This window comes from Bacillus sp. FSL W8-0519, assembly GCF_038005585.1.
In the GTDB taxonomy this organism is placed as follows: Bacteria; Bacillota; Bacilli; order Bacillales; family Bacillaceae_G; genus Bacillus_A; species Bacillus_A paranthracis.
In genome coordinates this window covers 2,821,006-2,847,618 of sequence record NZ_JBBOTL010000001.1, presented here as the reverse complement: position 1 = coordinate 2,847,618, position 26,613 = coordinate 2,821,006, and the positions used below count along the sequence as shown (strand labels likewise).

19 protein-coding genes and 3 other annotated features are annotated in these 26,613 nt (G+C 34.7%); of the genes, 16 read left to right on the top strand and 3 right to left on the bottom strand.

The window, feature by feature from the left end; all coding sequences use genetic code 11:
• Nucleotides 1-118 precede the first annotated feature (118 nt).
• A complete protein-coding gene (gene entB / locus NST14_RS14990; RefSeq protein WP_341118911.1) occupies nucleotides 119-1,585 on the top strand; it encodes a cell wall-binding protein EntB in 1,467 nt (488 codons plus the stop codon).
• A 57-nt stretch (nucleotides 1,586-1,642) separates the two neighbouring features.
• On the opposite strand, the gene NST14_RS14985 is transcribed toward entB, so the two are convergent.
• Nucleotides 1,643-2,152: a kinase gene (locus tag NST14_RS14985; RefSeq protein ID WP_000070097.1), complete on the bottom strand. Its 510-nt coding sequence runs from the start codon at nucleotides 2,150-2,152 to the stop codon at nucleotides 1,643-1,645.
• Between the two features lie 100 nt (nucleotides 2,153-2,252).
• Between NST14_RS14985 and NST14_RS14980 the strand changes: the two genes are divergently transcribed.
• Genes NST14_RS14980 through NST14_RS14970 form a run of 3 tightly spaced genes read left to right on the top strand, consistent with a single transcriptional unit; the run spans nucleotide 2,253 to nucleotide 3,652 of the window.
• Entirely contained in the window at nucleotides 2,253-2,558 is a 306-nt protein-coding gene (locus tag NST14_RS14980; protein WP_000387948.1) for a YfzA family protein, read from the top strand.
• Between the two features lie 13 nt (nucleotides 2,559-2,571).
• Nucleotides 2,572-3,105: a GNAT family N-acetyltransferase gene (locus NST14_RS14975; RefSeq protein WP_341118910.1), complete on the top strand. Its 534-nt coding sequence runs from the start codon at nucleotides 2,572-2,574 to the stop codon at nucleotides 3,103-3,105.
• A gap of 16 nt (nucleotides 3,106-3,121) precedes the next feature.
• On the top strand, nucleotides 3,122-3,652 hold the full coding sequence (locus tag NST14_RS14970) for a cysteine hydrolase family protein (protein WP_000709526.1): 531 nt from the start codon (nucleotides 3,122-3,124) through the stop codon (nucleotides 3,650-3,652).
• A gap of 189 nt (nucleotides 3,653-3,841) precedes the next feature.
• Here NST14_RS14970 and NST14_RS14965 read toward each other — a convergent pair whose 3' ends face one another.
• Nucleotides 3,842-4,279 (bottom strand): YndM family protein, encoded by a 438-nt coding sequence (locus tag NST14_RS14965; protein ID WP_000997701.1) that lies wholly within the window; start codon nucleotides 4,277-4,279, stop codon nucleotides 3,842-3,844.
• A 150-nt stretch (nucleotides 4,280-4,429) separates the two neighbouring features.
• On the opposite strand from NST14_RS14965, the gene NST14_RS14960 reads away from it, so the two are divergent.
• The 10 genes from NST14_RS14960 to NST14_RS14915 all read left to right on the top strand — a co-directional run bounded on the left by NST14_RS14960 (nucleotide 4,430) and on the right by NST14_RS14915 (nucleotide 21,605).
• The gene (locus tag NST14_RS14960) at nucleotides 4,430-7,942 is read left to right on the top strand and encodes a DUF4020 domain-containing protein (RefSeq protein WP_001997690.1); all 3,513 of its coding nucleotides are present in this window, start codon (nucleotides 4,430-4,432) and stop codon (nucleotides 7,940-7,942) included.
• 108 nt (nucleotides 7,943-8,050) lie between these two features.
• Nucleotides 8,051-8,287: a binding site (T-box leader), on the top strand.
• Nucleotides 8,288-8,341: 54 nt separating this feature from the next.
• Nucleotides 8,342-8,578: a binding site (T-box leader), on the top strand.
• A 195-nt stretch (nucleotides 8,579-8,773) separates the two neighbouring features.
• A complete protein-coding gene (locus NST14_RS14955; RefSeq protein WP_001273581.1) occupies nucleotides 8,774-9,850 on the top strand; it encodes a bifunctional 3-deoxy-7-phosphoheptulonate synthase/chorismate mutase in 1,077 nt (358 codons plus the stop codon).
• 9 nt (nucleotides 9,851-9,859) lie between these two features.
• Nucleotides 9,860-10,079: a binding site (T-box leader), on the top strand.
• 53 nt (nucleotides 10,080-10,132) lie between these two features.
• Nucleotides 10,133-11,305 (top strand): chorismate synthase, encoded by a 1,173-nt coding sequence (gene aroC, locus NST14_RS14950; protein ID WP_001269408.1) that lies wholly within the window; start codon nucleotides 10,133-10,135, stop codon nucleotides 11,303-11,305.
• 18 nt (nucleotides 11,306-11,323) lie between these two features.
• A complete protein-coding gene (gene hisC, locus NST14_RS14945) occupies nucleotides 11,324-12,424 on the top strand; it encodes a histidinol-phosphate transaminase (protein WP_001197358.1) in 1,101 nt (366 codons plus the stop codon).
• A complete protein-coding gene (gene tyrA, locus NST14_RS14940; RefSeq protein WP_000549200.1) occupies nucleotides 12,417-13,517 on the top strand; it encodes a prephenate dehydrogenase in 1,101 nt (366 codons plus the stop codon). The genes hisC and tyrA overlap by 8 nt, the downstream gene beginning before the upstream one ends.
• A gap of 16 nt (nucleotides 13,518-13,533) precedes the next feature.
• Nucleotides 13,534-14,823: a 3-phosphoshikimate 1-carboxyvinyltransferase gene (aroA, locus tag NST14_RS14935; protein WP_000664604.1), complete on the top strand. Its 1,290-nt coding sequence runs from the start codon at nucleotides 13,534-13,536 to the stop codon at nucleotides 14,821-14,823.
• Nucleotides 14,824-14,957: 134 nt separating this feature from the next.
• Nucleotides 14,958-16,115, top strand: coding sequence for a GNAT family N-acetyltransferase (locus NST14_RS14930; protein ID WP_001100974.1), 1,158 nt, complete (start codon nucleotides 14,958-14,960; stop codon nucleotides 16,113-16,115).
• A 289-nt stretch (nucleotides 16,116-16,404) separates the two neighbouring features.
• Nucleotides 16,405-16,971 (top strand): TetR family transcriptional regulator, encoded by a 567-nt coding sequence (locus NST14_RS14925; RefSeq protein ID WP_001107293.1) that lies wholly within the window; start codon nucleotides 16,405-16,407, stop codon nucleotides 16,969-16,971.
• Nucleotides 16,972-17,224: 253 nt separating this feature from the next.
• Nucleotides 17,225-20,341 carry an MMPL family transporter gene (locus tag NST14_RS14920; protein ID WP_048557968.1) on the top strand — a complete coding sequence of 1,039 codons (3,117 nt, stop codon included), beginning with the start codon at nucleotides 17,225-17,227 and terminating at the stop codon, nucleotides 20,339-20,341.
• Between the two features lie 415 nt (nucleotides 20,342-20,756).
• Nucleotides 20,757-21,605 carry a hypothetical protein gene (locus NST14_RS14915; RefSeq protein WP_000992226.1) on the top strand — a complete coding sequence of 283 codons (849 nt, stop codon included), beginning with the start codon at nucleotides 20,757-20,759 and terminating at the stop codon, nucleotides 21,603-21,605.
• A gap of 192 nt (nucleotides 21,606-21,797) precedes the next feature.
• Here the strand turns inward: NST14_RS14915 and NST14_RS14910 are convergent, their stop codons facing one another.
• On the bottom strand, nucleotides 21,798-22,238 hold the full coding sequence (locus tag NST14_RS14910) for a hypothetical protein (RefSeq protein ID WP_001997685.1): 441 nt from the start codon (nucleotides 22,236-22,238) through the stop codon (nucleotides 21,798-21,800).
• A 233-nt stretch (nucleotides 22,239-22,471) separates the two neighbouring features.
• Between NST14_RS14910 and NST14_RS14905 the strand changes: the two genes are divergently transcribed.
• Both NST14_RS14905 and NST14_RS14900 read left to right on the top strand, forming a co-directional pair.
• A complete protein-coding gene (locus NST14_RS14905) occupies nucleotides 22,472-24,097 on the top strand; it encodes an ABC-F family ATP-binding cassette domain-containing protein (protein WP_000633868.1) in 1,626 nt (541 codons plus the stop codon).
• Nucleotides 24,098-24,614: 517 nt separating this feature from the next.
• On the top strand, nucleotides 24,615-26,588 hold the full coding sequence (locus NST14_RS14900; RefSeq protein ID WP_000808752.1) for an LTA synthase family protein: 1,974 nt from the start codon (nucleotides 24,615-24,617) through the stop codon (nucleotides 26,586-26,588).
• Nucleotides 26,589-26,613 lie beyond the last annotated feature (25 nt).

The following is a 26,613-nucleotide window of genomic DNA, read 5'->3' as shown; positions in this document are numbered from 1 at the left end:
TATTGGAGTAAGGAGTTTTAATAGCAGTATATTAAGTGGTACTAATATACTGTTGCAAATGCTTCCGTAAATTTATGGAAGCATTTGATAGAATTCAAAAAATATAATGGAGGCTCATATGAAAAAAGTAATTGGCGCAGCAACAGCAACTGTTTTCGGATTGGGAGCATTTACTACAACTGCTACTGCAGAAACGATCGTAACAGCAGATGTACTCAACGTACGTGAAAAACCGACTACAGAATCAAAAGTGGTCGAAAAAGTAAAAAACGGGGAAGAGTTAAAAGTCATCAATACCGAAGATGGCTGGTCAAAAATTGAGTTAAATGGTAAAGAAGTATTTGTAAGCTCGGAGTTTACGAAAGATATTTACCATGTAACAGCAGATTTGTTAAATGTACGTTCTGAATCAAACACAGAATCAAAAATTCTTGGCAGACTGAAAAAAGATGATGTAATTGAATCAACGAAGCAAGTAAAAGACGGATGGCTACAATTTGAGTATAAGGGAAAAACAGCTTATGTAAATGTTTCTTTCTTATCAAGTAAAGCACCAATTGAAAAAAAGGCTGACGAGAAAACGAAGCAAGTAGCGAAAGTACAAAAATCGGTGAAAGCTAAGGAAGAAGCTAAAACACAGAAGATAACAAAGGCAAAAGAAACAATAAAACCTAAGGAAGAAGTGAAAGTGCAAGAAGTAGCGAAACCTAAGGAAGAAGTGAAAGTGCAAGAAGTAGCGAAACCTAAGGAAGAAGTGAAAGTGCAAGAAGTAGCGAAACCTAAGGAAGAAATGAAAGTACAAGAAGTAGTAAAACCTAAGGAAGAAATGAAAGTACAAGAAGTAGCGAAACCTAAGGAAGAAGTGAAAGTACAAGAAGTAGCGAAACCTAAGGAAGAAGTGAAAGTGCAAGAAGTAGTAAAACCTAAGGAAGAAGCAAAAGTGCAAGAGATAGCCAAAGCTAAGGAAGAAGCAAAAGTGCAAGAGATAGCCAAAGCTAAGGAAGAAGCAAAGGCACAAGAGATAGCAAAGGCTAAGGAAGAAGCAAAAGCGCAAGAAATAGCCAAAGCTAAGGAAGAGGCGAAAGCACAAGAGATAGCCAAAGCTAAGGAAGAAGCAAAAGCACAAGAGATAGCCAAAGCTAAGGAAGAGGCGAAAGCACGAGAAATAGCAAAGGCTAAGGAAGAAGCGAAAGCACGAGAAATAGCCAAAGCCAAGGAAGAGGCAAAAGCACGAGAAGCACTAAAGGCAAAAGAAGAGTCTAAAAATAACGCGCAGTCTGCTAAACGTGAATTAACGGTGGTGGCGACAGCATATACTGCTGATCCGAGTGAGAATGGTACATATGGTGGACGCGTTTTAACTGCGATGGGGCATGATTTAACGGCTAATCCAAATATGAGAATTATCGCAGTAGATCCGAAAGTAATCCCATTAGGATCTAAAGTATGGGTAGAAGGTTATGGAGAAGCAATCGCTGGAGATACCGGAAGTGCAATTAAAGGTAATCGCATTGATGTATTAATGGGTTCAAAAAGTAAAGCGATGAATTGGGGAAGACAAACAGTTAAAGTGAAGATTTTATAATAAATCTAGAATATAACATAATGAAAATAAGACTGACATATTCTGTCGGTCTTATTTTCATACCATCACATCATTAAGAATCGCATCAAATATATCTTTTTGCGTGAAGTTATCTGTAAAAATAGTTTCTCTAGTAACTTCAATTGTATCGTGCGGATTATACCATTTTTGTAGGGAATCCTCACCAAATTCATGCCGCTTTTCCCTTGTGTTATGTCGTCGAATCGTTTCTTTTAACGATAAATCAAAGTAATATGTATACGCGTTTCCTTCAAAAAAATGTATTAATTCTTTCAGCATATCACCGTATCTACGACTGTTTAAAATACCTTCTAAAATAACAAACTCACATTTCCCTTTTCCGTACTTTGTAATTTCAAATAGTAAATTGTGTGATAAATTACCGATCGTGTCGTGTACTCTAAGCATATCTCTACGTACAACATCCTGTGATACTAAAAGTGTGCCTTGTCCGAAATGTTCTTGTAGTTGCTTTGCGATTGTTGTTTTACCACTTGCGGAGTTTCCTCTAAGGATGATTAATGTTGATTTTATAGGATTAGACATAATGTATTCCCCCAACGTGAATGATTATATAGAAAATTTTAACAAATGAAACGTAGAAATTGTATAATTAATATGATGTAAATAAAAAAGGTGGGGCGAAATGGAAGCGAATTTAAATAAGGCGCAACCAATTTGGAAACGAACATGGTTTCGCTATCTTGGGGTATTTATAATTTTACAATTGTTGTTTATTATTTGTGAAGTAACTGCATGGGCACCAAACTTTAGACCTGGCGGAGAATTTTTTAATAGAGTATTAAATTCTCAATTTTTCACAGAATGGTTCACTCCATATGAAATTCCTCATTTTAATGTGTTTACAGCATTTTTTGCCATTACATTGTTACCATACGCACTAATAGGTGCAATGAAAGATTTCACTACAAGAAAAAATATAAAGAATTAAAAAGAGGTACTATATGTTATTTCAAAAAGATAATGTATCGGTTAGGTACGTAGTAGAAGAGGATGCACCAATCATTTCAAAATGGTTAACAGACCAAGAAGTACTTCAATATTACGAAGGACGAGATAACCCGCAATCAGTAGAAATGGTACTGGAGCATTTTATACATAATCCAAATAGTCATGAAAAAAGATGCTTAATAGAGTTTGATGGTGTGCCGATCGGTTATATTCAAATGTATCCAGTTGATTCGGAGTGGAAAACTTTATATAGCTATGAAGCATCACAAAATGTATGGGGGATGGATCAATTTATTGGAGAACCAACTTATTGGGGAAAAGGAATTGGAACAAAATTTGTTAAGGCCGCAATTACATACATTTTGAGCGGAATAGGAGCAGAAGCAATCGCAATGGACCCGAAAGTAAATAATGAACGTGCAATAAAGTGTTATGAAAAATGTGGATTTAAAAAGGTGAAGATTTTAAAGGAACATGAACTGCATGAAGGGGTATTAGAAGATTGTTGGATGATGGAATATAAATAAAAGGGAGCTGCGCGATATGAAAAAAGCATTAATAGTAATCGATGTACAAGCAGGTATGTATACAGCGGGAATGCCAGTACATAATGGGGAAAAGTTTTTAGAGACATTACAAGAGCTTATTGAGAAATGCCGTTCAAATGATATTCCGGTAATTTATGTGCAACATAATGGACCGAAAGACCATCCGTTAGAAAAAGGTACAGACGGGTGGAAAATCCATGCGGCAATTGCTCCACTAGAAGGGGAGTGTGTGGTTGAAAAAACGACTCCAGATTCATTCCACAAGACGAACCTAAAAGAAGTATTGCAAGACAAGGGAATCGATCATGTTATCATTTCAGGAATGCAAACGGAGTACTGTGTGGATACGACAACGCGAAGAGCGTTTAGTGAAGGGTATAAAGTAACGTTAGTGAGCGATGCACATAGTACGTTTGATACAGAGGTGTTACGTGCTGAAGACATTGTGAAGCATCATAACGTAGTGTTTGGAGCGTTTGCTAATGTTGTTACGTTAAAAGATTTGAAAGAAACTGTCTCTAAATAAGAGGCAGTTTTTTATTAGAGGAAATCGTGTCAAATAATGTCGGTAAGTCGATATCCTTTGTCGAAACGTCGATATATTGCAATAATCGTTGATATATTTGAAAAATCGTTCATATAATTTCACGTACCATAATGAAAACACAAAAAAGGAGCACCACATAATTAAAAAGGGCGCTCCTGTATCAAAATATTACTTCTTCTTATCTTTATCCAATATATTCTGTTCTTCCGCAAACTCCGTACCATATGCGAAGCGACGATTAATACGAATATTATCGTTGTGGTGCTTTGTATGAGAGTTAGAGAAGCGATGAACGATTACTTCTGATAATGTGAAGACAATTGCGGAAAGGATGCTTCCCCATGCAATTTGCATGTAGTTGTCTAATAAAATATTACCGAAAATCCATACGCTTAAATACGTTAGTAAGAAATCCGACATAATAGCACCGGTATTACCGATTCGATTTAATATGATTTTATCAACGAACATATAAGATACGATTGTAACAAAGAGACTGAACGAAATAATTTGGACGAACGTTGCTGGGAAAAATAAAGCGAGTCCGATACTAAATGCGATAATGCACGATATAAACTTGATAAGCACTACTGTGAAATCATTCAAAATTTACACCTCCGTTTTATCCATAGTTTTGCAATAAATATAGGAGTTCATACATTGTAACGGATATATTTACATAAAACTTTTTCATGTCAATTATTTGTCTAAATATTAAAAAAACAAAGGGAAAATGTTATAGTAAAATGAGAGTATATGACATTTTTAGGTAAGGGGGAATCCTCGGTGTGGATTACTTCAGAAGTAGAAATTCCAGACGAGTTAATTGATCATCTTGAAAAAGGAAAGTTAGTGCTATTTGTTGGAGCGGGAGTTTCTATGAAAGGGAAATCAAACTTACCGAATTTTGATGATTTAGTTGATGAAATTGCAAAAACGTTATATGTCGAAAAACGTGAAATTACAGAACCGCATGATTATTATCTTGGTAAAATTGCGAAAACAAAAGATGTACACCAAGTTGCAAGAGATTTAGTTCATATTGAAAAGTCAAAGCCGAATCCGCTTCATTATGCGATTCCGAGGTTGTTTCCTTTAGATACAGAAGTCCGCATTGTAACAACAAATTTTGATCGACATTTTACAACTGCGATAAAAGAAATGAATAGAGAATTAAACGTATATTACGCACCTGCGTTACCTACAGGTAGAGCGTTTAAAGGACTTGCTTACATACATGGCAATATAGAACAAGAAAAAGAAGCGTTAATTTTAACAGATGGTGATTTTGGAAGGGCTTACTTGACAGAAGGATGGGCAAGAAGGTTTTTAGTTGATTTATTCTCGAATTATACCGTTTTATTCGTTGGATATAGCCATAATGACCCAGTAATGAAATATTTAGCAACTGGTTTACCACCAAGTACAAGACGTTATGCATTTGTCGCACAAGGGGAAAATACGTACCACTGGGAGCATTTAGGAATACGGCCGATTGTATATCCGAATAAAGGTAATAATCATCAATCTCTCGTTAAAGCAGTAAAACGATGGGCGGAGTTAATGGGGGATAATTATATTACAAAACGAATGCGAATTCGTGACATAGTAACAGTACCGCCGTCAGTAGAGCAGGAACAATTATCATACATAAAACAATCTATAAAAAAAATTGAAACAGTCCGCTACTTCGTTGAATTTGCTCACGATTATGAATGGGTGGAATGGCTTGAAGCGGAAGGGAAATTACAAAATTTATTTTTAATTACATCAAACTATAATGAGGTAGATGAATTACTTGCAAAATGGTTAGTGGAACAATTTCTTTTTAGTCATCAAAAAGAATTATTTCAATTAATTTTTAAAAATCATTCTAAACTATCTCCGTTATTATGGAGAACAATTTGTAGCTACTTAAACGAAACGAAAATGAAAATGGACCCGTTGTTGTTTGCAAGGTGGACACTGCTTTTATTAGAAACAGCTGAAAAAGATAGTAAATCGATCGAAACAATTTCTTACTTACTGCAAAAATGTTATTTTCCTGAGCATAAAGAAATCGCTTTATTGTTACTAACGTTTATTTTGGACGGCAAACTTAAGTTGAAGCGTGAAAGAAAGTGGGGAAATGATACCGGGGAATCAATAGAACTTGAGGAATCGAGTCGTTTACCCGTGTCTACATTTTCTTTTGTGGAGCAAATTTGGAATAAAAAGATGAAACCGCATATTTCCTATTATGCCGTTCCAATTATGATGATGGGAATAGAGAAGATGCGGATGTTATCACTAAGGCAAGCGGCACTGAAAAAAAGGGATAAGGAAAATGTGGAAAAAGAGTTTCAGCAAAATGATCTAGCGTTTTTAATTCAAATTGTAAAAGAATGTTTAACCTATCTATGTGAAAACGATGAGAAAAAAGCAAATTATTATATTACAGAAATGATAGAAGCAAACAGCGTACTTCAAAATCGAATTGCAATTGATGCGATGAATAAAAATGTATTTGTTAGCGCCGATGAGAAAATGAAATGGTTGTTACAGGAAGGAATTCTTTTAGACGTCACGTATAAACACGAAGTTTTTCAACTTATAAAAAATCATTACGCACTCTCTTTAGAAAAAACAAAGGAAGAAGTCATTCAAATTGTATTAAAGGACCTTGCGGAGGAAAGAGCATTTGATGTTTGTTTCGTGTTGGATTTATTATTCACTTGTGATTCGAATAGTCCATCTACGGCAAAAGGTTACGAGTTAATGAAGCAAAAACATCCTCATTTTCATTCTGAGCGATACAGTGTACAAAAGAAAGAGGCGGCAGAACAAAGTATTACTTGTAATGTGACAGCTGATGGATTATTGCAACTAAAAGACGATGAAATTATGAAGCAAGTTCAGCAATTTTCTCAAGATGGTGTTTTTGAACAACGTCATTTTTTAGAGATGTTATCGAAAGCATGTAAATTGAATACAGAATGGAGTATTTCATTTGCATATCAATTAGTTGGAATGCACGAAATAAGTAATGAAGTATGGTTTGTTTGTATTAGGGAGTGGCGAAATAACCGAGGACTGACAAATGAACAAATACAAAAAGTTATTCCTCTATTACAGAAATTCGTTAGAAATACAGCTTTTCATTGGTTAATTAGTAGCTTTCTATATGAAATTAGTAATCGATTAGAAGAGTTAGAGGAAAATAGTATACGCAATGTAAAGCGGTTTGCTTTTTCGGTATTCCCTCAAGTCATGAAAAGTGACACGGATTTTAAGCTGGCAAAACAAGATTTTTACAATGAATCGATTCAGCATCCTGTTGGGAAAATGACAGCAGTATTATTAAAACTGTTATCATATGATCATTTATACGATCGTAATGTGTATGAATATTTATTTTTGTTTGAAGAACAAGTAAGAATTAGTACAGAACGAACAAATTTTATGATAGCTCGTTTAGTAGCAGATATTACATTTCTTTATCATATTGAGAAGCAATGGTGCCGAAAATATTTGTTACCGTACTTAGAGTTAAAGAAGGAAAATGAGATTACGAAATATGCATGGGCTGGCCTATGTTACACACAAATCAATTTACCTTTATTTACAGAAATGAAGCGATTTATTAAGTATGCGGTAGAACATTTGAAAGTATTACATCCGCATACGAGGGAAGCTTTCTTAAAATGGCTCAGTTTTGTATTTATTAAATGTGTACTGTATTGGGAACAAAAAACAGACTGGTTATACCCTTTACTTATACGAGAAAATGAAGAAAATAAAATTAAATTTATGCAGTTCTTATGCTATTATGTCAAAACGTTAAGTGCAAAAGAACAACAAAAATTTTGGGCAGCTTGGCTCAGTATATTTTTGCGAGAGCGACCGAAAATGGGGGGAATCACAGCTAGAGAATATGTAATGCTTTTACGTATTATTTTATTTATGGATGAAATAGTAGAAAGAGGATTATCTATCATTTGTAAAACATTTTTGGACGTGGGTGGAAAAGGGAATCAAACGGAGTTAAAACAGTTATTTCATGAAATACTTGAGAAGACAGAGAGTATAAAAATGTATAAAGAGTTGTATGCAAACGTATTTTTCACTTTACTGCAAACGCTTCAGGAAGCTAATTTACTTGAAACGGAAATCATTCAAATAAAAGAATTATTAATTGGATATAGAGTAGAAAAATGTGTAATAAATGCAATAGATAATGAGATAATTCGCATCGGAATTGTTCTGGAGAATTTACAAGAAGAAATGTAGGGCAAAAATGTAATTTAAAAAAATATATAAAAAGTTGTTGACAGTGTTTTGAAAAGCGTTCTATAATACGAATCATACTTATTCAATTTCAAAAAACATTTGAATAAACAAAGTGCAATGAAGAGATCACAGTAGTGGTTAGTCTTACTGTAACAGAGAGCTGGTGGTTGGTGTGAACCAGTACAGAGATAATCATGAATTACAGTCTTGGAGCATCTTTTTCGTAGTAAAGATAGTATTGTCTTTATGAAGAAAAAGCGGTCAATTGATCGTTAACAGTGAAGAGAGGTAGACAGAAATTTAGTCTACAACTAGGGTGGTACCGCGATAAATATCGTCCCTACTGATTTATTCAGTAGGGACTTTTTGTATTTTAGTGGCCCAACTTGAAAATTAAATATGTATGCGTTGAAAGGAAAAGCAGTAGTTGTTGTTTCCCTGTAACAGAGAGCTGGTGGTCGGTGTGAACCAGTACAAAAACAAGAGCGAATTACAGTCCTAGAGCATCTTTTTCGTAGTAAAGATAGTATATATCTTTATGAAGGGAAAGACGGTCAGATGATCGTTAACAATGAAGAGAGGTAGACGAAAGAAGTCTACAACTAGGGTGGTACCGCGATAAATATCGTCCCTACTGATTGCATCAGTAGGGATTTTTTGTACAAAAAAAGTGGGTTTTTAACTAGTAGAGAGTGTCTTTGTACGAATGATTAGTTTAAAATAAGAAGAGGTATCGATTCCACTTTAAATTTGTATAATTGACCAGTTCAGAAAATAGAGAATTTTTCATTCTCTTACTATACTTTTAAAACATTAGAGGAGGATTTCCAAATGGCAAATCATGAATTAGATCAATTACGTAAACAGGTAGATGAAATTAACTTACAACTATTACACCTTTTAAACAAACGTGGTGAAATCGTTCAAAAAATTGGGGAGCAAAAGCAAGTACAAGGTACGAAACGTTTTGATCCAGTACGTGAGCGTGAAGTACTTGATATGATCGCTGAGAATAACGAAGGACCATTCGAAACGTCAACGGTTCAACATATTTTCAAAACAATCTTCAAAGCTAGCTTAGAATTACAAGAAGATGATAACCGTAAAGCATTACTAGTATCACGTAAAAAGAAACAAGAAAACACAATCGTTGATGTAAAAGGTGAATTGATTGGTAACGGCACACAAACGTTCATCATGGGACCTTGTGCGGTAGAAAGCTTAGAACAAGTTCGCCAAGTAGGGCAAGCGATGAAAGACCAAGGCTTAAAATTAATGCGCGGTGGTGCTTTCAAACCGAGAACATCGCCATACGATTTCCAAGGTTTAGGAGTAGAAGGATTACAAATTTTACGCCAAGTAGCAGATGAATTCGACTTAGCAATCATTAGTGAAATTTTAAATCCAAATGATGTTGAAATGGCATTAGACTACGTTGATGTAATTCAAGTTGGTGCACGTAACATGCAAAACTTCGATTTACTACGAGCTGTAGGTAAAGTTAACAAGCCAGTATTATTAAAACGTGGATTAGCAGCAACAATTGATGAGTTCATTAATGCAGCAGAATACATCATTGCACAAGGTAACGACCAAATTATTCTATGTGAGCGTGGTATCCGCACATACGAAAGAGCAACACGTAACACATTAGACATTTCAGCAGTACCGATTTTAAAGAAAGAAACACATTTACCAGTTGTTGTTGACGTAACGCATTCAACTGGACGTAGAGATTTATTATTACCAACAGCGAAAGCGGCTCTTGCAATTGGCGCAGATGCAGTAATGGCTGAAGTACATCCAGACCCTGCAGTTGCATTATCAGATTCTGCACAACAAATGGATATTCCAGAATTCCATAAATTCATGGAAGAGTTAAAAGGATTCAAAAATAAATTATCTTAATTCCATATCATATATGCGCTGAAGAGGAAACAGTAGTGCTTATCTCACTGTTAAAGAGAGCTGATGGTTGGTGTGAATCAGTACAAAGGTAAGCATGAATTACAGCCTTGGAGCATCTTTTTCGTCAAGTTTTGATGGGAAAGACGGTCTAATGATCGTTAAAGAAGAAGAGAGGTAGACGAAAGAAGTCTACAACTAGGGTGGTACCGCGATGAACATCGTCCCTACTGAGCGCTCAGTAGGGACTTTTTTGTACAAAAAAATAGTAAAGGGGCAAGAGAAATGAGATACATTACAGCTGGAGAATCACATGGACCGCAGTTAACAGTTATTTTAGAAGGTGTACCAGCAGGTTTAACGCTGGCGGCGGAACATATTAATAAAGAATTATTAAGAAGACAAAAAGGGCACGGACGCGGAAGACGTATGCAAATTGAAACAGATACAGTTGAAATTGTAAGTGGTGTTCGTCATGGGATGACACTTGGCTCACCCATTACGTTAATCGTAAAAAATGATGATTTCAAACATTGGACGAAAGTAATGGGTGCAGAGCCAATTTCGGAAAAAGAAAGTAAAGAAATGAAACGTACAATTACGAAACCACGTCCAGGACATGCGGATTTAAACGGGGCAATTAAATACGGTCACCGTGATATAAGAAACGTACTAGAGCGCTCATCTGCAAGAGAAACGACAGTTCGTGTAGCTGCTGGTGCAGTTGCGAAACAAATTTTAAAAGAATTAGGCGTAGAAATAGCAGGGCATGTACTTGAAATTGGTGGAGTAAAAGCAAAACATATTTCAAACTTGTCAATTGAAGAAATTCAAACAATTACTGAAAATTCACCAGTTCGATGTTTAGATAAAACAGTAGAACAAGAGATGATGGATGCGATTGATAACGCAAAAAGTAGCGGAGATTCAATCGGTGGTATAGTTGAAGTTATTGCAGAAGGTATGCCAATTGGCGTCGGTAGTTACGTTCATTACGATCGTAAATTAGATGCAAAACTTGCTGGTGCGATTATGAGTATTAATGCATTTAAAGGTGCTGAAATTGGCGTTGGTTTTGAAGCGGCAAGACAGCCAGGAAGTAAAGTGCATGATGAAATTTTATGGGATGAAGAACAAGGATACACGAGAAAAACGAATAATGCCGGCGGTTTAGAAGGCGGTATGACAACGGGAATGCCAATTGTCGTAAGAGGTGTAATGAAACCAATACCTACATTATACAAACCGTTAGCAAGCGTTGACATTGATACGAAAGAAGCATTCCAAGCGAGTATTGAAAGATCTGATAGCTGTGCAGTACCAGCAGCAGGTGTAGTAGCTGAATCTGTTGTAGCATGGGAACTTGCACATGCACTAGTCGAACAATTCGGAAAAGATCGTATGGAATTAATTCAACAAAACATTACGCAACATAATAAATACGCAAAAGAATTTTAATAAAAAGGTGGTTTTAACATGCAAGTAAAAGAGCAACTATCATCATTACAACCATATAAACCAGGTAAATCACCTGAACAAATGAAAGAAGTGTACGGAGATCATTCGTTTGTTAAATTAGCATCGAATGAAAATCCATTCGGCTGTTCACCACGAGTTTTAGATGAGTTGCAAAAATCGTGGTTGGATCATGCTTTATATCCTGACGGAGGTGCTACAACGCTCCGTCAAACAATTGCAAATAAGTTACATGTGCAAATGGAACAAGTACTTTGCGGTAGTGGTTTAGATGAAGTCATTCAAATAATAAGCCGTGCAGTACTAAAAGTAGGTGATAACATCGTAACGGCTGGAGCAACATTCCCGCAGTACCGTCATCATGCAATTATAGAAGGTTGCGAAGTGAAGGAAGTTGCGTTAAATAACGGTGTATACGACTTAGACGAAATTTCTTCAGTAGTAGATAACAATACAAAAATCGTATGGATTTGTAATCCAAATAACCCGACAGGCACATATGTGAATGACCGAAAATTGACTCAATTTATTGAAGGCATTAGTGAAAATACGTTAATTGTCATTGATGAAGCGTACTATGAATACGTAACAGCAAAAGATTTTCCAGAGACATTACCGCTTTTAGAAAAACATAAAAATATTCTTGTACTTAGAACGTTTTCTAAAGCGTACGGATTAGCTTCTTTCCGCGTTGGATATGCGGTTGGACATGAAGAGTTAATCGAAAAATTAAATGTCGTACGTTTGCCATTTAACGTATCTTCATTAGCACAAAAAGCAGCGACGATTGCTTTTGGTGATGAGGAGTTTATTGAGGAAATAGTTCGTGTAAATACAGAGGGATTACAACAATACGAGAGCTTTTGTAAGGAACATGATATTCCATTTTATCCATCGCAAACAAATTTCATCTTTTTGCCAGTTGAGAATGCTGGAGAGATTTATGAAGCTTGTGCACACGCAGGATTTATTATTCGTCCGTTCCCAAATGGCGTCCGTATTACAGTCGGAACAAGGGAGCAAAATGAAGGAGTGATTTCAGTGTTACAACAACACTTTGAAAATAAAAAAAGAAAGTCTCGAGATGAGGCAAATGCATAAGAAGGTAGTATTAATTGGAACTGGTTTAATCGGAGGCTCTCTCGCATTAGCAATTAAGAAAGAGCACGATGTAACGATAACAGGTTATGATATATTTCAAGAACAAGTAGAGCGTGCAAAAGAATTACACGTAGTAGATGAAATAGCAGTAGATTTACAACATGCATGTGAAGAGGCACATTTAATTGTTTTTGCTTCACCAGTTGAAGAAACGAAGAAGTTATTACACAAATTAGCGTCATTTCGTTTACGAAAAGATGTTATTGTAACCGATGTTGGTAGCACAAAAGGAACAATTATGAATGAAGCGGAAGCTTTATTTTCAAAGGAAATTTCTTTCATTGGTGGACATCCGATGGCAGGTTCTCATAAAACGGGAGTTGAAAGTGCAAAAGCGCATTTATTTGAAAATGCATTTTATATTTTAACGCCAATGAATCATGTGCCAAATGAACCTGTGGAAGAGTTAAAAGATTGGTTAAAAGGAACAGGGTCACATTTCCTTGTTTTAAATACAGAAGAACATGATTATGTAACAGGGATCGTTAGTCATTTCCCGCACCTTATTGCCGCTGGATTAGTAAAGCAAGTGGAGAAACATGCAGGAGATAATCCACTTATCCATCAGCTAGCTGCTGGAGGTTTCAAAGACATTACACGTATCGCATCTAGTAGTCCGAAAATGTGGAGTGATATTGTTAAGCAAAATCGAGAGCATTTAATGGTATTATTAAAAGAGTGGATCTCTGAAATGGAAGATTTATATGATACAGTTTCTAGCGGAGATGCAGGCGAGATTCAAAACTATTTTGCGGATGCGAAAGAATACCGTGACTCTTTACCGGTAAGAAAGAGAGGGGCGATTCCTGCCTATCACGACTTATACGTCGATGTTTTAGATAAAGTAGGGGCATTGGCTCACATTACAAGTATTTTAGCGCGCGAAGAAATTAGTATTACGAACTTGCAAATATTAGAAGCACGTGAAGGATTGCTTGGGGTATTACGTATTAGCTTCCAACGAGAAGAAGATCGTATGAAAGCAAAGCTAGCGCTTGGAGAAGAAAAATACCAAACGTATGAAACAATTTAAATGAGAAGGTGAAAACGTGAAGGAAAGAACAATACAACCTGTTAATAACGGATTAAATGGCAATATTACAATTCCAGGAGATAAATCGATTTCTCACCGCGCTGTCATGTTCGGTGCGATTGCAGAAGGAAAAACAACAATTAAAGGTTTCTTGCCTGGTGCAGACTGTTTAAGTACGATTTCTTGTTTTAAAGAAATGGGAGTAGACATCGTACAAAACGGTGATGAAGTCACTGTAGCTGGTAAAGGATTAGAAGGTTTACAAGAACCGAAAGCTGTATTAGATGTTGGTAATTCTGGTACAACTATACGTTTAATGTCAGGAATTTTGGCAAATACACCATTTTTCTCTTGCGTACAAGGTGATGCGTCTATTGCAAAAAGACCGATGAAACGTGTAACAAATCCATTAAAACAAATGGGTGCAAACATTGATGGCCGCGAAGAAGGAACGTTTACACCGCTAACAATACGTGGTGGGGATTTAAAAGCAATTGAATACACTTCCCCGGTAGCAAGCGCACAAGTGAAATCAGCTATTTTACTTGCAGGACTTCGTGCAGAAGGTGTAACAGCTGTTACAGAACCACATATTTCTCGCGATCATACGGAAAGAATGCTTGAAGCATTTGGCGTCAAAGTAACTCGCGAAGGAAAGACAGTGAAACTAGCAGGTGGACAAAAGTTAACAGCGACGGATGTTCAAGTACCAGGTGACGTATCATCAGCTGCCTTTTTCTTAGTAGCAGGTGCAATTATTCCAAATAGTAAACTAGTATTACAAAACGTAGGTATGAATCCAACACGTACAGGTATTATTGATGTTTTAGAGAAAATGGGTGCTACGTTCACTGTAGAGCCAATTAACGAAGGAGCATCAGAACCAGCTGCAAACATTACAATTGAAACATCTTCATTAAAAGGAATCGAAATCGGCGGAGATATTATCCCTAGATTAATTGATGAAATTCCTGTAATCGCATTAGCGGCAACGCAAGCAGAAGGAATTACAGTAATTAAAGATGCACACGAATTAAAAGTAAAAGAAACAAACCGTATTGATACAGTCGTAGCGGAATTAACGAAACTAGGTGCTCGCATAGAAGCAACTGAAGACGGGATGATTATTTACGGGAAATCAGTTTTAAAAGGAAATACAGTTAATAGTTATGGTGATCACCGCATCGGAATGATGCTTGCGATTGCCGGCTGTCTAGCAGAAGGAAAAACAACAATTGAAGACGCAGAAGCAGTAGGCGTATCATACCCTACATTCTTCGAAGAACTTCAAAGGTTAACTAAATAAATGGATGAGAAGCAGATACAGGATGTATCTGCTTTTTTATATTGAATTTGTGTCGTTAAGTCTATATAATTTCATTCACCGCACTGTAATATTTTAAATTATGGTACAATTCAAATAAAGAAGGGGGAAAATTTATGAACGTTATACGATTAAAAGAAGATAAATTTAGAGAAGCATTACGCTTATCAGAATACGCTTTTCAATATAAAGTTGAAGAAGAACGAATGCAGCAGCAACTTACAAGAATGAAGGAAAGTCATGAAGTATACGGTATTATGGAAGGTAATGACTTAGCTGCAAAACTACACCTTATTCCGTTTCATATATACATAGGAAAAGAAAAATTTAAAATGGGTGGCGTTGCAGGGGTAGCGACGTATCCAGAATACAGAAGAAGCGGATATGTGAAAGAATTGCTTCAACATTCTCTTCAAACGATGAAAAAAGACGGATATACAGTATCAATGTTACATCCATTTGCTGTTACATTTTACCGTAAATACGGCTGGGAACTTTGTGCGAATCTTCTCGTATGTCATTTGACAAAGAGTGATTTAGTTATGAAAAAACAAGTGAATGGTACTGTGAAACGTTTCAATAAAGAAAATCACCCAGAAGAAGTCGAGAAGCTTTATGAAACATTTGCAGAACGTTTTTCTGGTATGCTTGTTCGCAATGAAAAATGGTGGTTACAAGCTGTTTATGAGGATTTAACATTAGCAATTTACTACGATGAAAATAAAACTGCAGCAGGTTACATGTTATATAAAATAGAAAAATCTAAAATGACTGTAGAAGAATTCGTACCACTGCATAATGAAGCTCGAAATGGTCTATGGAACTTTATTTGCCAACATGATTCTATGATTAAAGAACTTGAAATGACAGTAAGTGAAAACGAACAGTTGTTATATACATTGCAAGAACCACGTGTGAAAACAGAAATAAAACCATATTTTATGGGAAGAATTGTAGATGTAGAGCATTTCTTAAAACAGTATGAGTTAAACTGGAACAATGTACAACAAGAAGTCATTCTACACATTACAGATTCATTTGCACCGTGGAATAATGTATCAGTGAGACTTGCAAATTATGAAATAACAATTATAGAAGAAACGATGGATAAAGGGATCAAGCTAGATATAAATGCACTATCTACAATATTGCTTGGATACAAACGCCCATTAGAACTAAATGAATTAGAATTAATTAGCGGAAGCGAAGAGGAAATACGGGCATTTGAGAATGTAGTGCCAGTGCACAAGCCGTTTATTTATGATTTCTTTTAATCTGCATATTTGAAATCGGGCTATTCTAAAATTTCATTTGGAATAGCTTCTTCAAATGTTGTCAGTTTTTGTCGGTAAGTCGATATATTTTGAAAATCGCTGATATAATTAGAGATGCGCCGATATATCCTGAAAATCGCTGATATATTTTAATAATCGCTGATATAAATTTTTTCACAAAACAAGGGATTAAAAACGCAATGATACTTGTCACACACTTGACTTTTAACCGATGTAATTTATAATTAAAAACGGAATGAATTTTCATTCCTGAAATTGAGGTGAAAAAATGGCTAAAAATAAACAAGAAGACATTTTTGATGCGGCAATACAACTTTTTGCAGAACGAGGTTATGATGGTACAACAATTCCGATGATTGCTGAAAAAGCAAAAGTAGGTGCTGGTACCATTTATCGTTATTTTGAAAATAAAGAAGCACTTGTTAATTCTTTATTTACGAAAAGTGTTTTACAGCTATCAGAGTTAATAAAAACCGACTTTCCAGTCAATGCAAATATTCGTGAACAGTTTAGCCATACATACAACCGTTTATTTGAATTTGCAAGACAAAATGCAGATGCTTTTCTTTTTACGAATTCTCACTGTGATAGTTATTTTCTCGATGAACATAGTAATGAAATATTCGAGGATTTTATGGGTTTCTTTATGGACTTGATTGAGGATGGAATCGAAAAAGGTTTTCTCCGTCCATTACCACCAATTGCGTTAATTATCATTGTATATCAACCGATTGAAAAATTAATTAAAGTAATGGAAACAGGCCAATTAGAATATACAGAAGAATTGGTAAAAGAACTGGAAGAAAGCTGTTGGAATGCTATTAGAATCATTTGATTCTATAGCGTTATAAGGATAGGAATGAACATTCATTCCGATGAGGGTGTGAAAAAGAAAAGTAGGAGATGATCAATCTGTACAATTAAAGGAATGAATATTCATTCCGAAATCCATAGTTTAATAGAGCTAAAAAGTAAATTAATAGAACGAGAGGAATGAACGTTCATTCCGAAAGGGTGTTTTCAAAATAATAGGAATGAATATTCATTCCGTAACTAACGTAAAATTTTAATCGTGGGAGATGATGCAAATGAGCAAGCTGAGAAATTGGAGAAGTTTATCTTTTCTATTGTGGATAGTTATTACCATTACAATGATCGTTACGATGCCTAATATGGATAAATTAGTGAAAGAAAAAGGGCACATTACGATTCCTAATACAGAACAAAGTAGTATTGCTGACAAAATGATAAAAGAAATGAATAAAGACGGGACAGAAAAGTATGAGATTATAGCAGTTTTTAATAGTGGTAGTAAAACAGCTTTAACGACTGAACAAAAAGAGGAAATAACAAAAACAATCAATGCTTTGCAAAATGAAAAAGAACAATTAGGAATTAAAGAAGTTGTTTCACATTTAGATAATAAAGAATTAGAGAAACAATTAGTTTCTAAAGATAATACGACTATTTTAACGCAAATATCGATAGATAAAAAACATGGTGAAATATCGAAAGTTTCAAATAATCTTCATAATAAAGTGAAAACGAAAGGGGTAAAAACGTACTTAACAGGAAGTGACTTAGTAGCAGGTGATTTTCTTACATCTTCTCAAGAGGGAGTGAAAAAGACTGAAGTTATTTCTATCATTTTCATTCTTGTAGTATTAATCATTGTATTCCGTTCACCTGTTGTTCCGATTATTTCACTTCTTACAGTTGGTGTATCGTACTTAGTTTCAATGGGGGTTATTGCCCATCTTGTAGATCAATTTAATTTCCCGTTTTCAAACTTTACGCAAGTCTTTGTAGTTGTTGTCCTGTTTGGGGTTGGAACAGACTATAACATTTTATTATTTACGAGATTTAAAGAAGAATTAAGTAAACAAGAAAACGCATTTTTGGCTACGAAAGAAACATTTAAATCGGCAGGGAAAACCGTTTTATATAGCGGGATAGCAGTACTAATTGGTTTTGCATCTCTTGCTTTAGCGAGCTTTAAATTATATCAATCTACTTCAGCGGTAGCAATTGGTGTTGCAGTATTATTACTCGTATTAACTACGTTAAATCCATTTTTTATGGTGCTTCTAGGAAAAGGGATGTTTTATCCAGTTAAAACATTTAAAGGCCATGAAGATAGTCGTCTATGGGGATTCTTTGCGAAAAATTCAGTTGCAAGACCGTTTGTCGCTTTAATTATTGTATTCGTGATATCGATTCCTTTCGTATTAAAGTATTCTAATACACTTAATTACAACGATTTATTTGAAGTAGACAATAAATATGAGTCGAAAATGGGGATTAACGTAATAGAAGAACATTTTCCACCTGGTTTTTCTTCACCAAGTACGTTAGTCATTCAATCGAATAATAAGTTAGATGAGGCGAGTTCGCTTCAAACTTTAGATGAACTAACTGAAAAGATTTTGAAAGTGAAAGGTGTTTCAGAAGTATATGCACCGACACGTCCAACTGGTGAAAGAATTAAAGAACTATATATAAATAAACAAGCGGGTGAACTAAATACAGGTTTAGGAGATGCCAATGGTGGTATAAAGGAAATTAATGATGGATTAACTACTGCGAAAGATAAAATGGGTAGTAAGGATTCAAATAGTCTTGCAAACGTTCAAAAGTTAATTGATGGAACAAATGAAGCGAAAAATGGTGTATCGGCATTAGGAACAGCTTTAAATCAACTATCAAATGGCATAAATGACGGAGCAAAAGGTGCGCAGCAAATTGAGAGTGGGTTAACTTCAGTAAATGAAAATATAAGTGTATTATCTCATGCAACTTCACAACTTCATGCTGGCTATACGCAGTTAGAAAAAGGTTTAAGTTCTTACGATCAATACTTCGGAAGTATTTCTCAAGCGATTGACGGTGCGAAGAAAGGTTATGAACAAATTGAAATGTTAATGACCAATTTCATTCAAACGAAACCAGAATTAGCAAATGATCCTAACATTCTGCAGACGATAGGAATTGCTAAAGAGGCTCAAAAGCAATTAGGTGGGCTGTCAAATGAATTAAATCAATTAGCAGCGCAGCACAATGCGGCGATGGGATCATTTAAAGAAGCGAATCAATCGTTATTGAAAGTGGATAACGGCTTAAAAGAAATGAGCAATGGAGTTACTAAGTTACAAAAAGGAGCAGCTGATCTTAAAAATGGATTAAATGAAGGAGCAACAGGTTCAAAACAAATTGCAAACAAGTCATCTGAGTTACAAACCGGATTAACGAAAATAAACGATGGGCAAGGTCAGCTATTAACCGGACTGAAAGACTTGCAAGAACAGATGGGACAATTACAATCAGGACTATCTAAAAGTACAGAAGGCCTTGAAAAGGTAAGTAACGGCCTAGGGGATGCTCAGAAATATTTAGGAGAACTAAATGAATCAAAAAGCTCTGAGAAATTTTATATTCCAAAAGAAGTTTTGGAGGGAGAAGATTTCCAAAAAGCTTTGAATACGTACATGTCACATGATAGAAAGACTGCTAAAATGACAATCATTTTAGACGTAAATCCGTATTCAAAAGAAGCCATGCCAATTATTCAAGAAATCAATAAAACGATAGATGGTACTTTGAAGGGGACGGAATTAAATCATGCGAAAACAGCAATTGGAGGAACAACAGCTAGAAACGTTGATTTAAAAGAAGTAACAGGGCAAGACTTCTTACGTACAGCTACAATTATGTTAATTGGAATTGCAATCGTATTAATCGTGATTACACGTTCATTATTAAACACAATCTTTATTATTGGATCTTTAATATTAGCTTATTTTGCATCACTTGGTATAAGTGAACAAATTAGTACACACTTACTAAACGTAGATTCACTAAGCTGGAATGTTCCATTCTTTAGTTTCATAATGATTGTCGCTTTAGGAGTGGATTATAGTATTTTTGTAATGATGAGATACAATGAGTTAGAAGAGGACCCAGCGACGAAAATTGTAACTGCTTCTCGTCATATCGGAGGAGTCGTATTATCAGCGGCACTTATTTTAGGTGGTACATTTGCTGCATTAATCCCTTCAGGTGTATTAACGCTTATACAAGTAGCATCCGTTGTTGGTGTTGCATTGTTACTATTAGCTATTATTGTGATGCCGATATTGCTACCTGCTTTAATAGGCTTAACGAGTAAAATGAAGAATTATGCAAAGAAATTAAGTGAAAGGAAATAAAAGAATCGCCTTTTAAAAGTAACTGTTTCAGTTATGGGAGAGAACATATAAAATAACACACAAATTAGGGATGTAAATCACATATGATTTAGCATCCCTTTTTTAATTGGTATTACATTGTTTAAGTACTTTTATATAGTAAAATTGCAAAGGAAGAGAAAAAGAAAACAGTAAAAACAGCAGCGCAACGATTGGGGATTACTGACAAAGTATTTGGTTTAAAAGATAGATGGAAAATTTATGTTAAAATAATGGTAGAGATTGTGAAAAAATGTTCTTAAACTAACGGTCAGGATACTTTAAGAAGGATTTTTCAAAGGAAATGGTGAATATCATATTTTGAAGGAGTGATTGCAGTGGAGTAATTAATTTTTTAAATCTTGGTTAAATACTTTGAAGGAAGGGATTTATAAATATGAATGCAAAACTAATAATAGTAGAAGGTTTACCTGGATTCGGAAAATCGACCACTGCAAAGCTAATAAATGAAATTCTAAGCCAAAATAAAATTGAAGTTGAACTATTTTTAGAGGGGAATTTGAACCACCCCGCCGACTATGATGGTGTATCTTGTTTTAATAAATTTGAATTCGATAGATTAGTATCTAACAGTGGAGATTTTAAAGAAGTGCTTCTTAAAAGAGTTTTAAAAAAAGGAAGCAATTATTTATTACCATACAGAAAGATAAAAAATGAGTTTGGTGACCAGTTTTCGGACGAATTATGTAACGATATTTCAAGAAACGATATATATGAATTACCATTCGATAAAAATGTTGAATTAATTGCTGACAAATGGAATGACTTTGCTGAAATTGCTCTAGAAGATGATAAGGTTTATATTTTTGAATGTTGTTTCATACAAAATCCATTAACGATTGGGATGATTAAATACGGTGAACAAAAAGAAAAAATAATAAATTATGTAATGAAAGTTGCAAAAATCATAGAGAATCTAAATCCAATGTTATTCTATGTAGAACAAGATAATCTTGAACTTTCATTTAGGAAGGCATTAAAAGAAAGAACTCCAGAATGGTCTACAGGATTTGTCGACTATTACACGAACCAAGGCTATGGGAAAGAACATAACCATTCAGGTGTAGAAGGAACGATAAAAGTTCTTGAAGCTAGAAGGAATTTAGAGTTAGAAATATTTGATATGTTAAAAATGAACAAAGAAAAAATCAATAATACAAAATATGAAATTGACTCGTATAGGTCAATGTTAAAAGATAAGTTAATAATACAAATGGTGAAATAGCTTTTTACACTACCTGGTGCTTTAGTTGGAGAAGGAAATGAAAACGCTCAGAATATTTTCTGAGCGTTTTAGTTTGCTCTTTATAATACGAAACGTGGTGTGAAATGCATACAAATTATTGTGTTATTTATAATGGGTATTAACATTTTTCTCTCCCTAAATTGAACCCGTTCTTTTAAAAGGTGATTTTCCTTATTTTACAAACTTGTCCATCACATCTTTATATTTTACAAACTCTTCATCTTTCATATCGCCATTCATTTGTAGAAGAAAATTGCCTTTTGCGTGTGTATGAGAGAATAACATAGGAGCAGAATTTCCTAATTCATCGTAATATTTCTTTACTTTTTCTAGGTCTTCTTTCTTTGTAATTTCGAATAATCGACCGCCTTTATCTTCACCAAGAGCAGGTACGACAATACGCTTACCTTCTTTTCGAAGGTTACCAAATTCTTTTTGTGGAAGATCGGTTGGATTTTCTGCTTGGAGACCAGCATTTTTAAATTCAGTGATAATTGAATCGACAGTTACTTTCGTTTCTTTTTTCTCTTGTTTTGATTCAGTAGGTGTTTTTCCATTGTTATTACTACATGCAGTTAAGGAAATAAGAGATAAACATAATGCACCAATCATAAATATTGTTTTCAAAATGAATCCCCCTTAAAGTGTGTATGTAACTTTAATATAATTAAAAACAAAGGTTTTATTCAAGTTTGGAAAGAAAGGAATAGCAATCAACCGTTGCTATTCATCCAGCTTCTACTATATAATAACTATAGTCTACAATAATTGAGTCGTAATATGCGATTTTTTAAGACAATCGGTGAGAAAACGCTGAAATAAGCGGTATTAGTAGGAGGACACAAATGATTACAGTAAGTAACGTTAGTTTGCGTTTCGCGGATCGCAAATTGTTTGAAGATGTTAACATAAAATTCACGCCAGGTAACTGCTACGGTTTAATCGGAGCAAACGGTGCTGGTAAATCAACATTTCTAAAGATTTTATCTGGAGAAATCGAACCATCAACAGGTGACATACATATTACGCCAGGTGAGCGTCTTGCAGTATTAAAACAGAACCACTTCGAATACGAAGAGTTCCCAGTATTAGAAACTGTAATTATGGGTCATACTCGTCTTTACAAAGTAATGCAAGAGAAAAATGCCATTTATATGAAAGAAGATTTTAGTGATGAAGATGGTATGCGTGCTGCTGAACTTGAAGGTGAGTTTGCTGAGCTGAACGGTTGGGAAGCTGAGTCAGAAGCTGCAATTCTTCTTAAAGGTTTAGGTATTGGTGAAGACCTTCATGATAAGAAAATGTCAGAATTAACTGGGGCAGAGAAAGTAAAAGTATTACTTGCTCAAGCTTTATTCGGTCAACCTGATATTCTATTACTAGATGAGCCTACCAACCACTTGGACTTAAAAGCGATTCAATGGTTAGAAAACTTCTTAATGAACTTTGAAAATACAGTTATCGTTGTATCCCATGACCGTCACTTCTTAAATAAAGTATGTACGCACATGGCTGATCTTGATTTCGGTAAAATTCAACTTTATGTTGGTAACTATGACTTCTGGTATGAGTCAAGCCAATTAGCTTTAAAATTAACACAAGATGCTAATAAGAAAAAAGAAGAGAAAGTAAAAGAGTTACAGAACTTCATTGCGCGCTTTAGCTCAAACGCATCTAAAGCGAAACAAGCAACTTCTCGTAAAAAATTATTAGATAAAATTACATTAGATGATATTAAGCCATCATCTCGTCGTTACCCATTCGTTGGCTTCACACCAGAACGTGAAGTAGGAAATGACTTATTAACTGTTGAAGGTCTTTCTAAAACAATTGATGGTGAAAAAGTGTTAGATAATGTGTACTTCACTTTAAATAAAGGTGATAAAGTTGCATTTATCGGTCGTAACGATATTGCGATGACGACATTATTTAAAATCCTTATGGGTGAAATGGAGCCAGATAGTGGTTCATTTAAATGGGGCGTTACAACATCTCAATCGTACTTCCCAAGAGATAACTCTAAATACTTTGAGAACAGTGACTACAACTTAGTTGAATGGTTACGTCAATTCTCTCCACAAGATGAGTCAGAAAGCTTCTTACGTGGTTTCTTAGGCCGTATGTTATTCTCAGGCGAAGAAGTTAAGAAGAACGTTTCAGTACTATCTGGAGGCGAAAAAGTTCGTTGTATGTTATCTAAAATGATGTTAAGTGGTGCAAACGTTATTACACTTGACGACCCAACGAACCACTTAGACCTTGAGTCTATCACTGCATTAAACAATGGTTTAATTGCATTTAAAGGTACAATTTTATTCACATCACATGACCATCAGTTCGTACAAACAATTGCAAACCGCATTATCGAAGTAACGCCAAACGGTGTAATCGATAAAGAGGCTACTTACGATGAGTTCTTAGAAAATGAAGAACTTCAAAAACAAGTAGATGCAATGTACAAAGGTCAATAATAAATGATGAAAACCCTCGCTCTCGTTTTGGGAGCGAGGTTTTTTTTATAAATTGTATTTTATGGATTGTGAATAATTATTCAAAAATAATTTTATTGAAGGAAAGGGATTTGAATGTTGTACATAGAAGAATGGCTGAAGCATAAATAACTGAAGAAATATAATATACATTAAAAATAAATGTTATCTATTGTGAATTTAATTATATTACATTAATGTTCCAGAACTGGAGACATATTTATTTGCGAAGTAGGGAATAAAGGTATATAGTATGTGATGTCATAATTAGTGGATGAATCTTGGGAGAAAACAGAAAATGTTACAAATTTATTTTGTTAAATAGAAACCAAGGTCAAAATGTATAGAAAGAAATAGTTGAATAAATACTAGCTTCAAATTATAATTACTATTATTCTTCATATAGTTAAATAAATAGAATCTATTTGAAGATAAAAAATTGAATAGAGAGACAGACTTATAAAAAAATAAGCCTTGGATGATCAAAAGAGGTGGAGAAATGAAACAATTCTTATTAAAGAGCAAAAGCGTGCTAAGCAATCATTTTGGATTCTTTCTGTTTGCCGTTATTTTATTTTGGCTCAAAACATATGCGGCTTATGTAACAGAATTTAATTTAGGTATTTCAAATACAATCCAAAAATTCTTGCTGTTTTTCAACCCGCTTAGTTCAGCAGTGCTATTTTTAGGACTTGCATTATTTGCAAAAGGGAAACGATCTTATATTTGGTTAATTGTTATCAACTTGTTATTGTCGATTCTTTTATATGCAAACGTCGTATATTATCGCTTTTTCAGTGACTTTATTACGTTCCCGACGTTGACACAAACGAATAACTTTGGAGATTTAGGTGGTAGTATTGTTGCGTTGCTACATCTTTACGATCCGCTATACTTCTTAGATACAATTATTTTAATTGTGTTAGTAGCAACGAAATTTGCAAATCCAAAACCAATTCGTGTTGCGAAGCATAAAGTATCACTAGTATTTGTAGCAGGTATTTTATTATTCAGTGTTAACTTAGGACTTGCAGAATCTGACCGTCCTGAATTATTAACAAGAACGTTTGACCGAAATTATATTGTGAAATATTTAGGGGCGTATAACTACACAATTTATGATGGAATTCAAAGTGCGAAAGCATCAACGGAAAGAGCGTTAGCTGATGGAGATAATATGACAGAAGTAAGAAATTATTTAACATCAACTTATGCTAGTCCGAATCCTGAGTATTTCGGTAAAGGTAAGGGAATGAACGTAATTTATATTCATTTAGAGTCATTCCAAAACTTCTTAATTGATTATAAATTAAACGGTCAAGAAGTTACGCCGTTCTTAAACTCATTTACAAAAGATGCGAATACGCTTTATTTTGATAACTTCTTCCATCAAACAGGACAAGGGAAAACGTCTGATGCGGAGTTTATGTTAGAGAATTCTATGTTTGGTTTACCACAAGGGTCTGTATTTACAACGAAATCTCATAATACGTATCAATCAGCACCAGCAATTTTAGGACAACAAGGATACACATCAGCTGTATTCCATGGTAACTATAAAACATTTTGGAACCGTGACGATATTTATAAATCATTTGGTTTTAATAAATTCTTTGATGCTTCATACTATGATATGAACGAAAAAGATGTAGTAAACTATGGATTAAAAGATAAACCATTCTTTAATGAATCCATTCCGTTATTAGAAACATTGAAACAACCGTTCTATACGAAGTTTATTACGTTATCGAATCACTTCCCGTATCCGATTGATAAAGAGGAAGCGACAATTGAACCAGCAAACACAGGTGACTCGTCTGTAGATACGTATTTCCAAACAGCACGTTATTTAGACGAATCTGTAAAAGGTTTCATCGATTACTTGAAACAATCTGGTTTATACGATAATTCTATTATCGTTATGTACGGAGACCATTACGGTATTTCAGATAATCATAATGCAGCAATGTCAAAAGTAATGGGTAAAGAAATTAACTCATTTGAAAATGCACAGTTACAACGTGTACCATTTATCGTTCGTGTACCAGGTGTGAAAGGTGGCGTACAACATCAATATGGTGGTGAAATTGATGTTCTTCCAACTCTTTTACACTTACTAGGAACAGATACAAAAAATTATGTTCAATTTGGTTCAGATTTATTATCACCAGATCATAAACAAGTTGTTGCGTTCCGTAACGGCAACTTCGTAAGCCCAACAGTTACTGCATTAAACGGCAAATACTATGATACAACGACTGGAAAACCAGTAGAATTTACAGATGAAATAAAACAAAATGAACAAATGGTTCAAAACTCGTTAAAATACTCTGACCAAGTCGTAAATGGTGACTTATTACGATTCTACACACCGGAAGGATTTACACCGATAGATCGTTCGAAGTATAACTATAACAATCGTGATAAAAACAAAACGAAAGTAAAAACGACTCCGGAAGGGGAAGCTAAATAAATAACAAAAGGCACTATTCCTATGA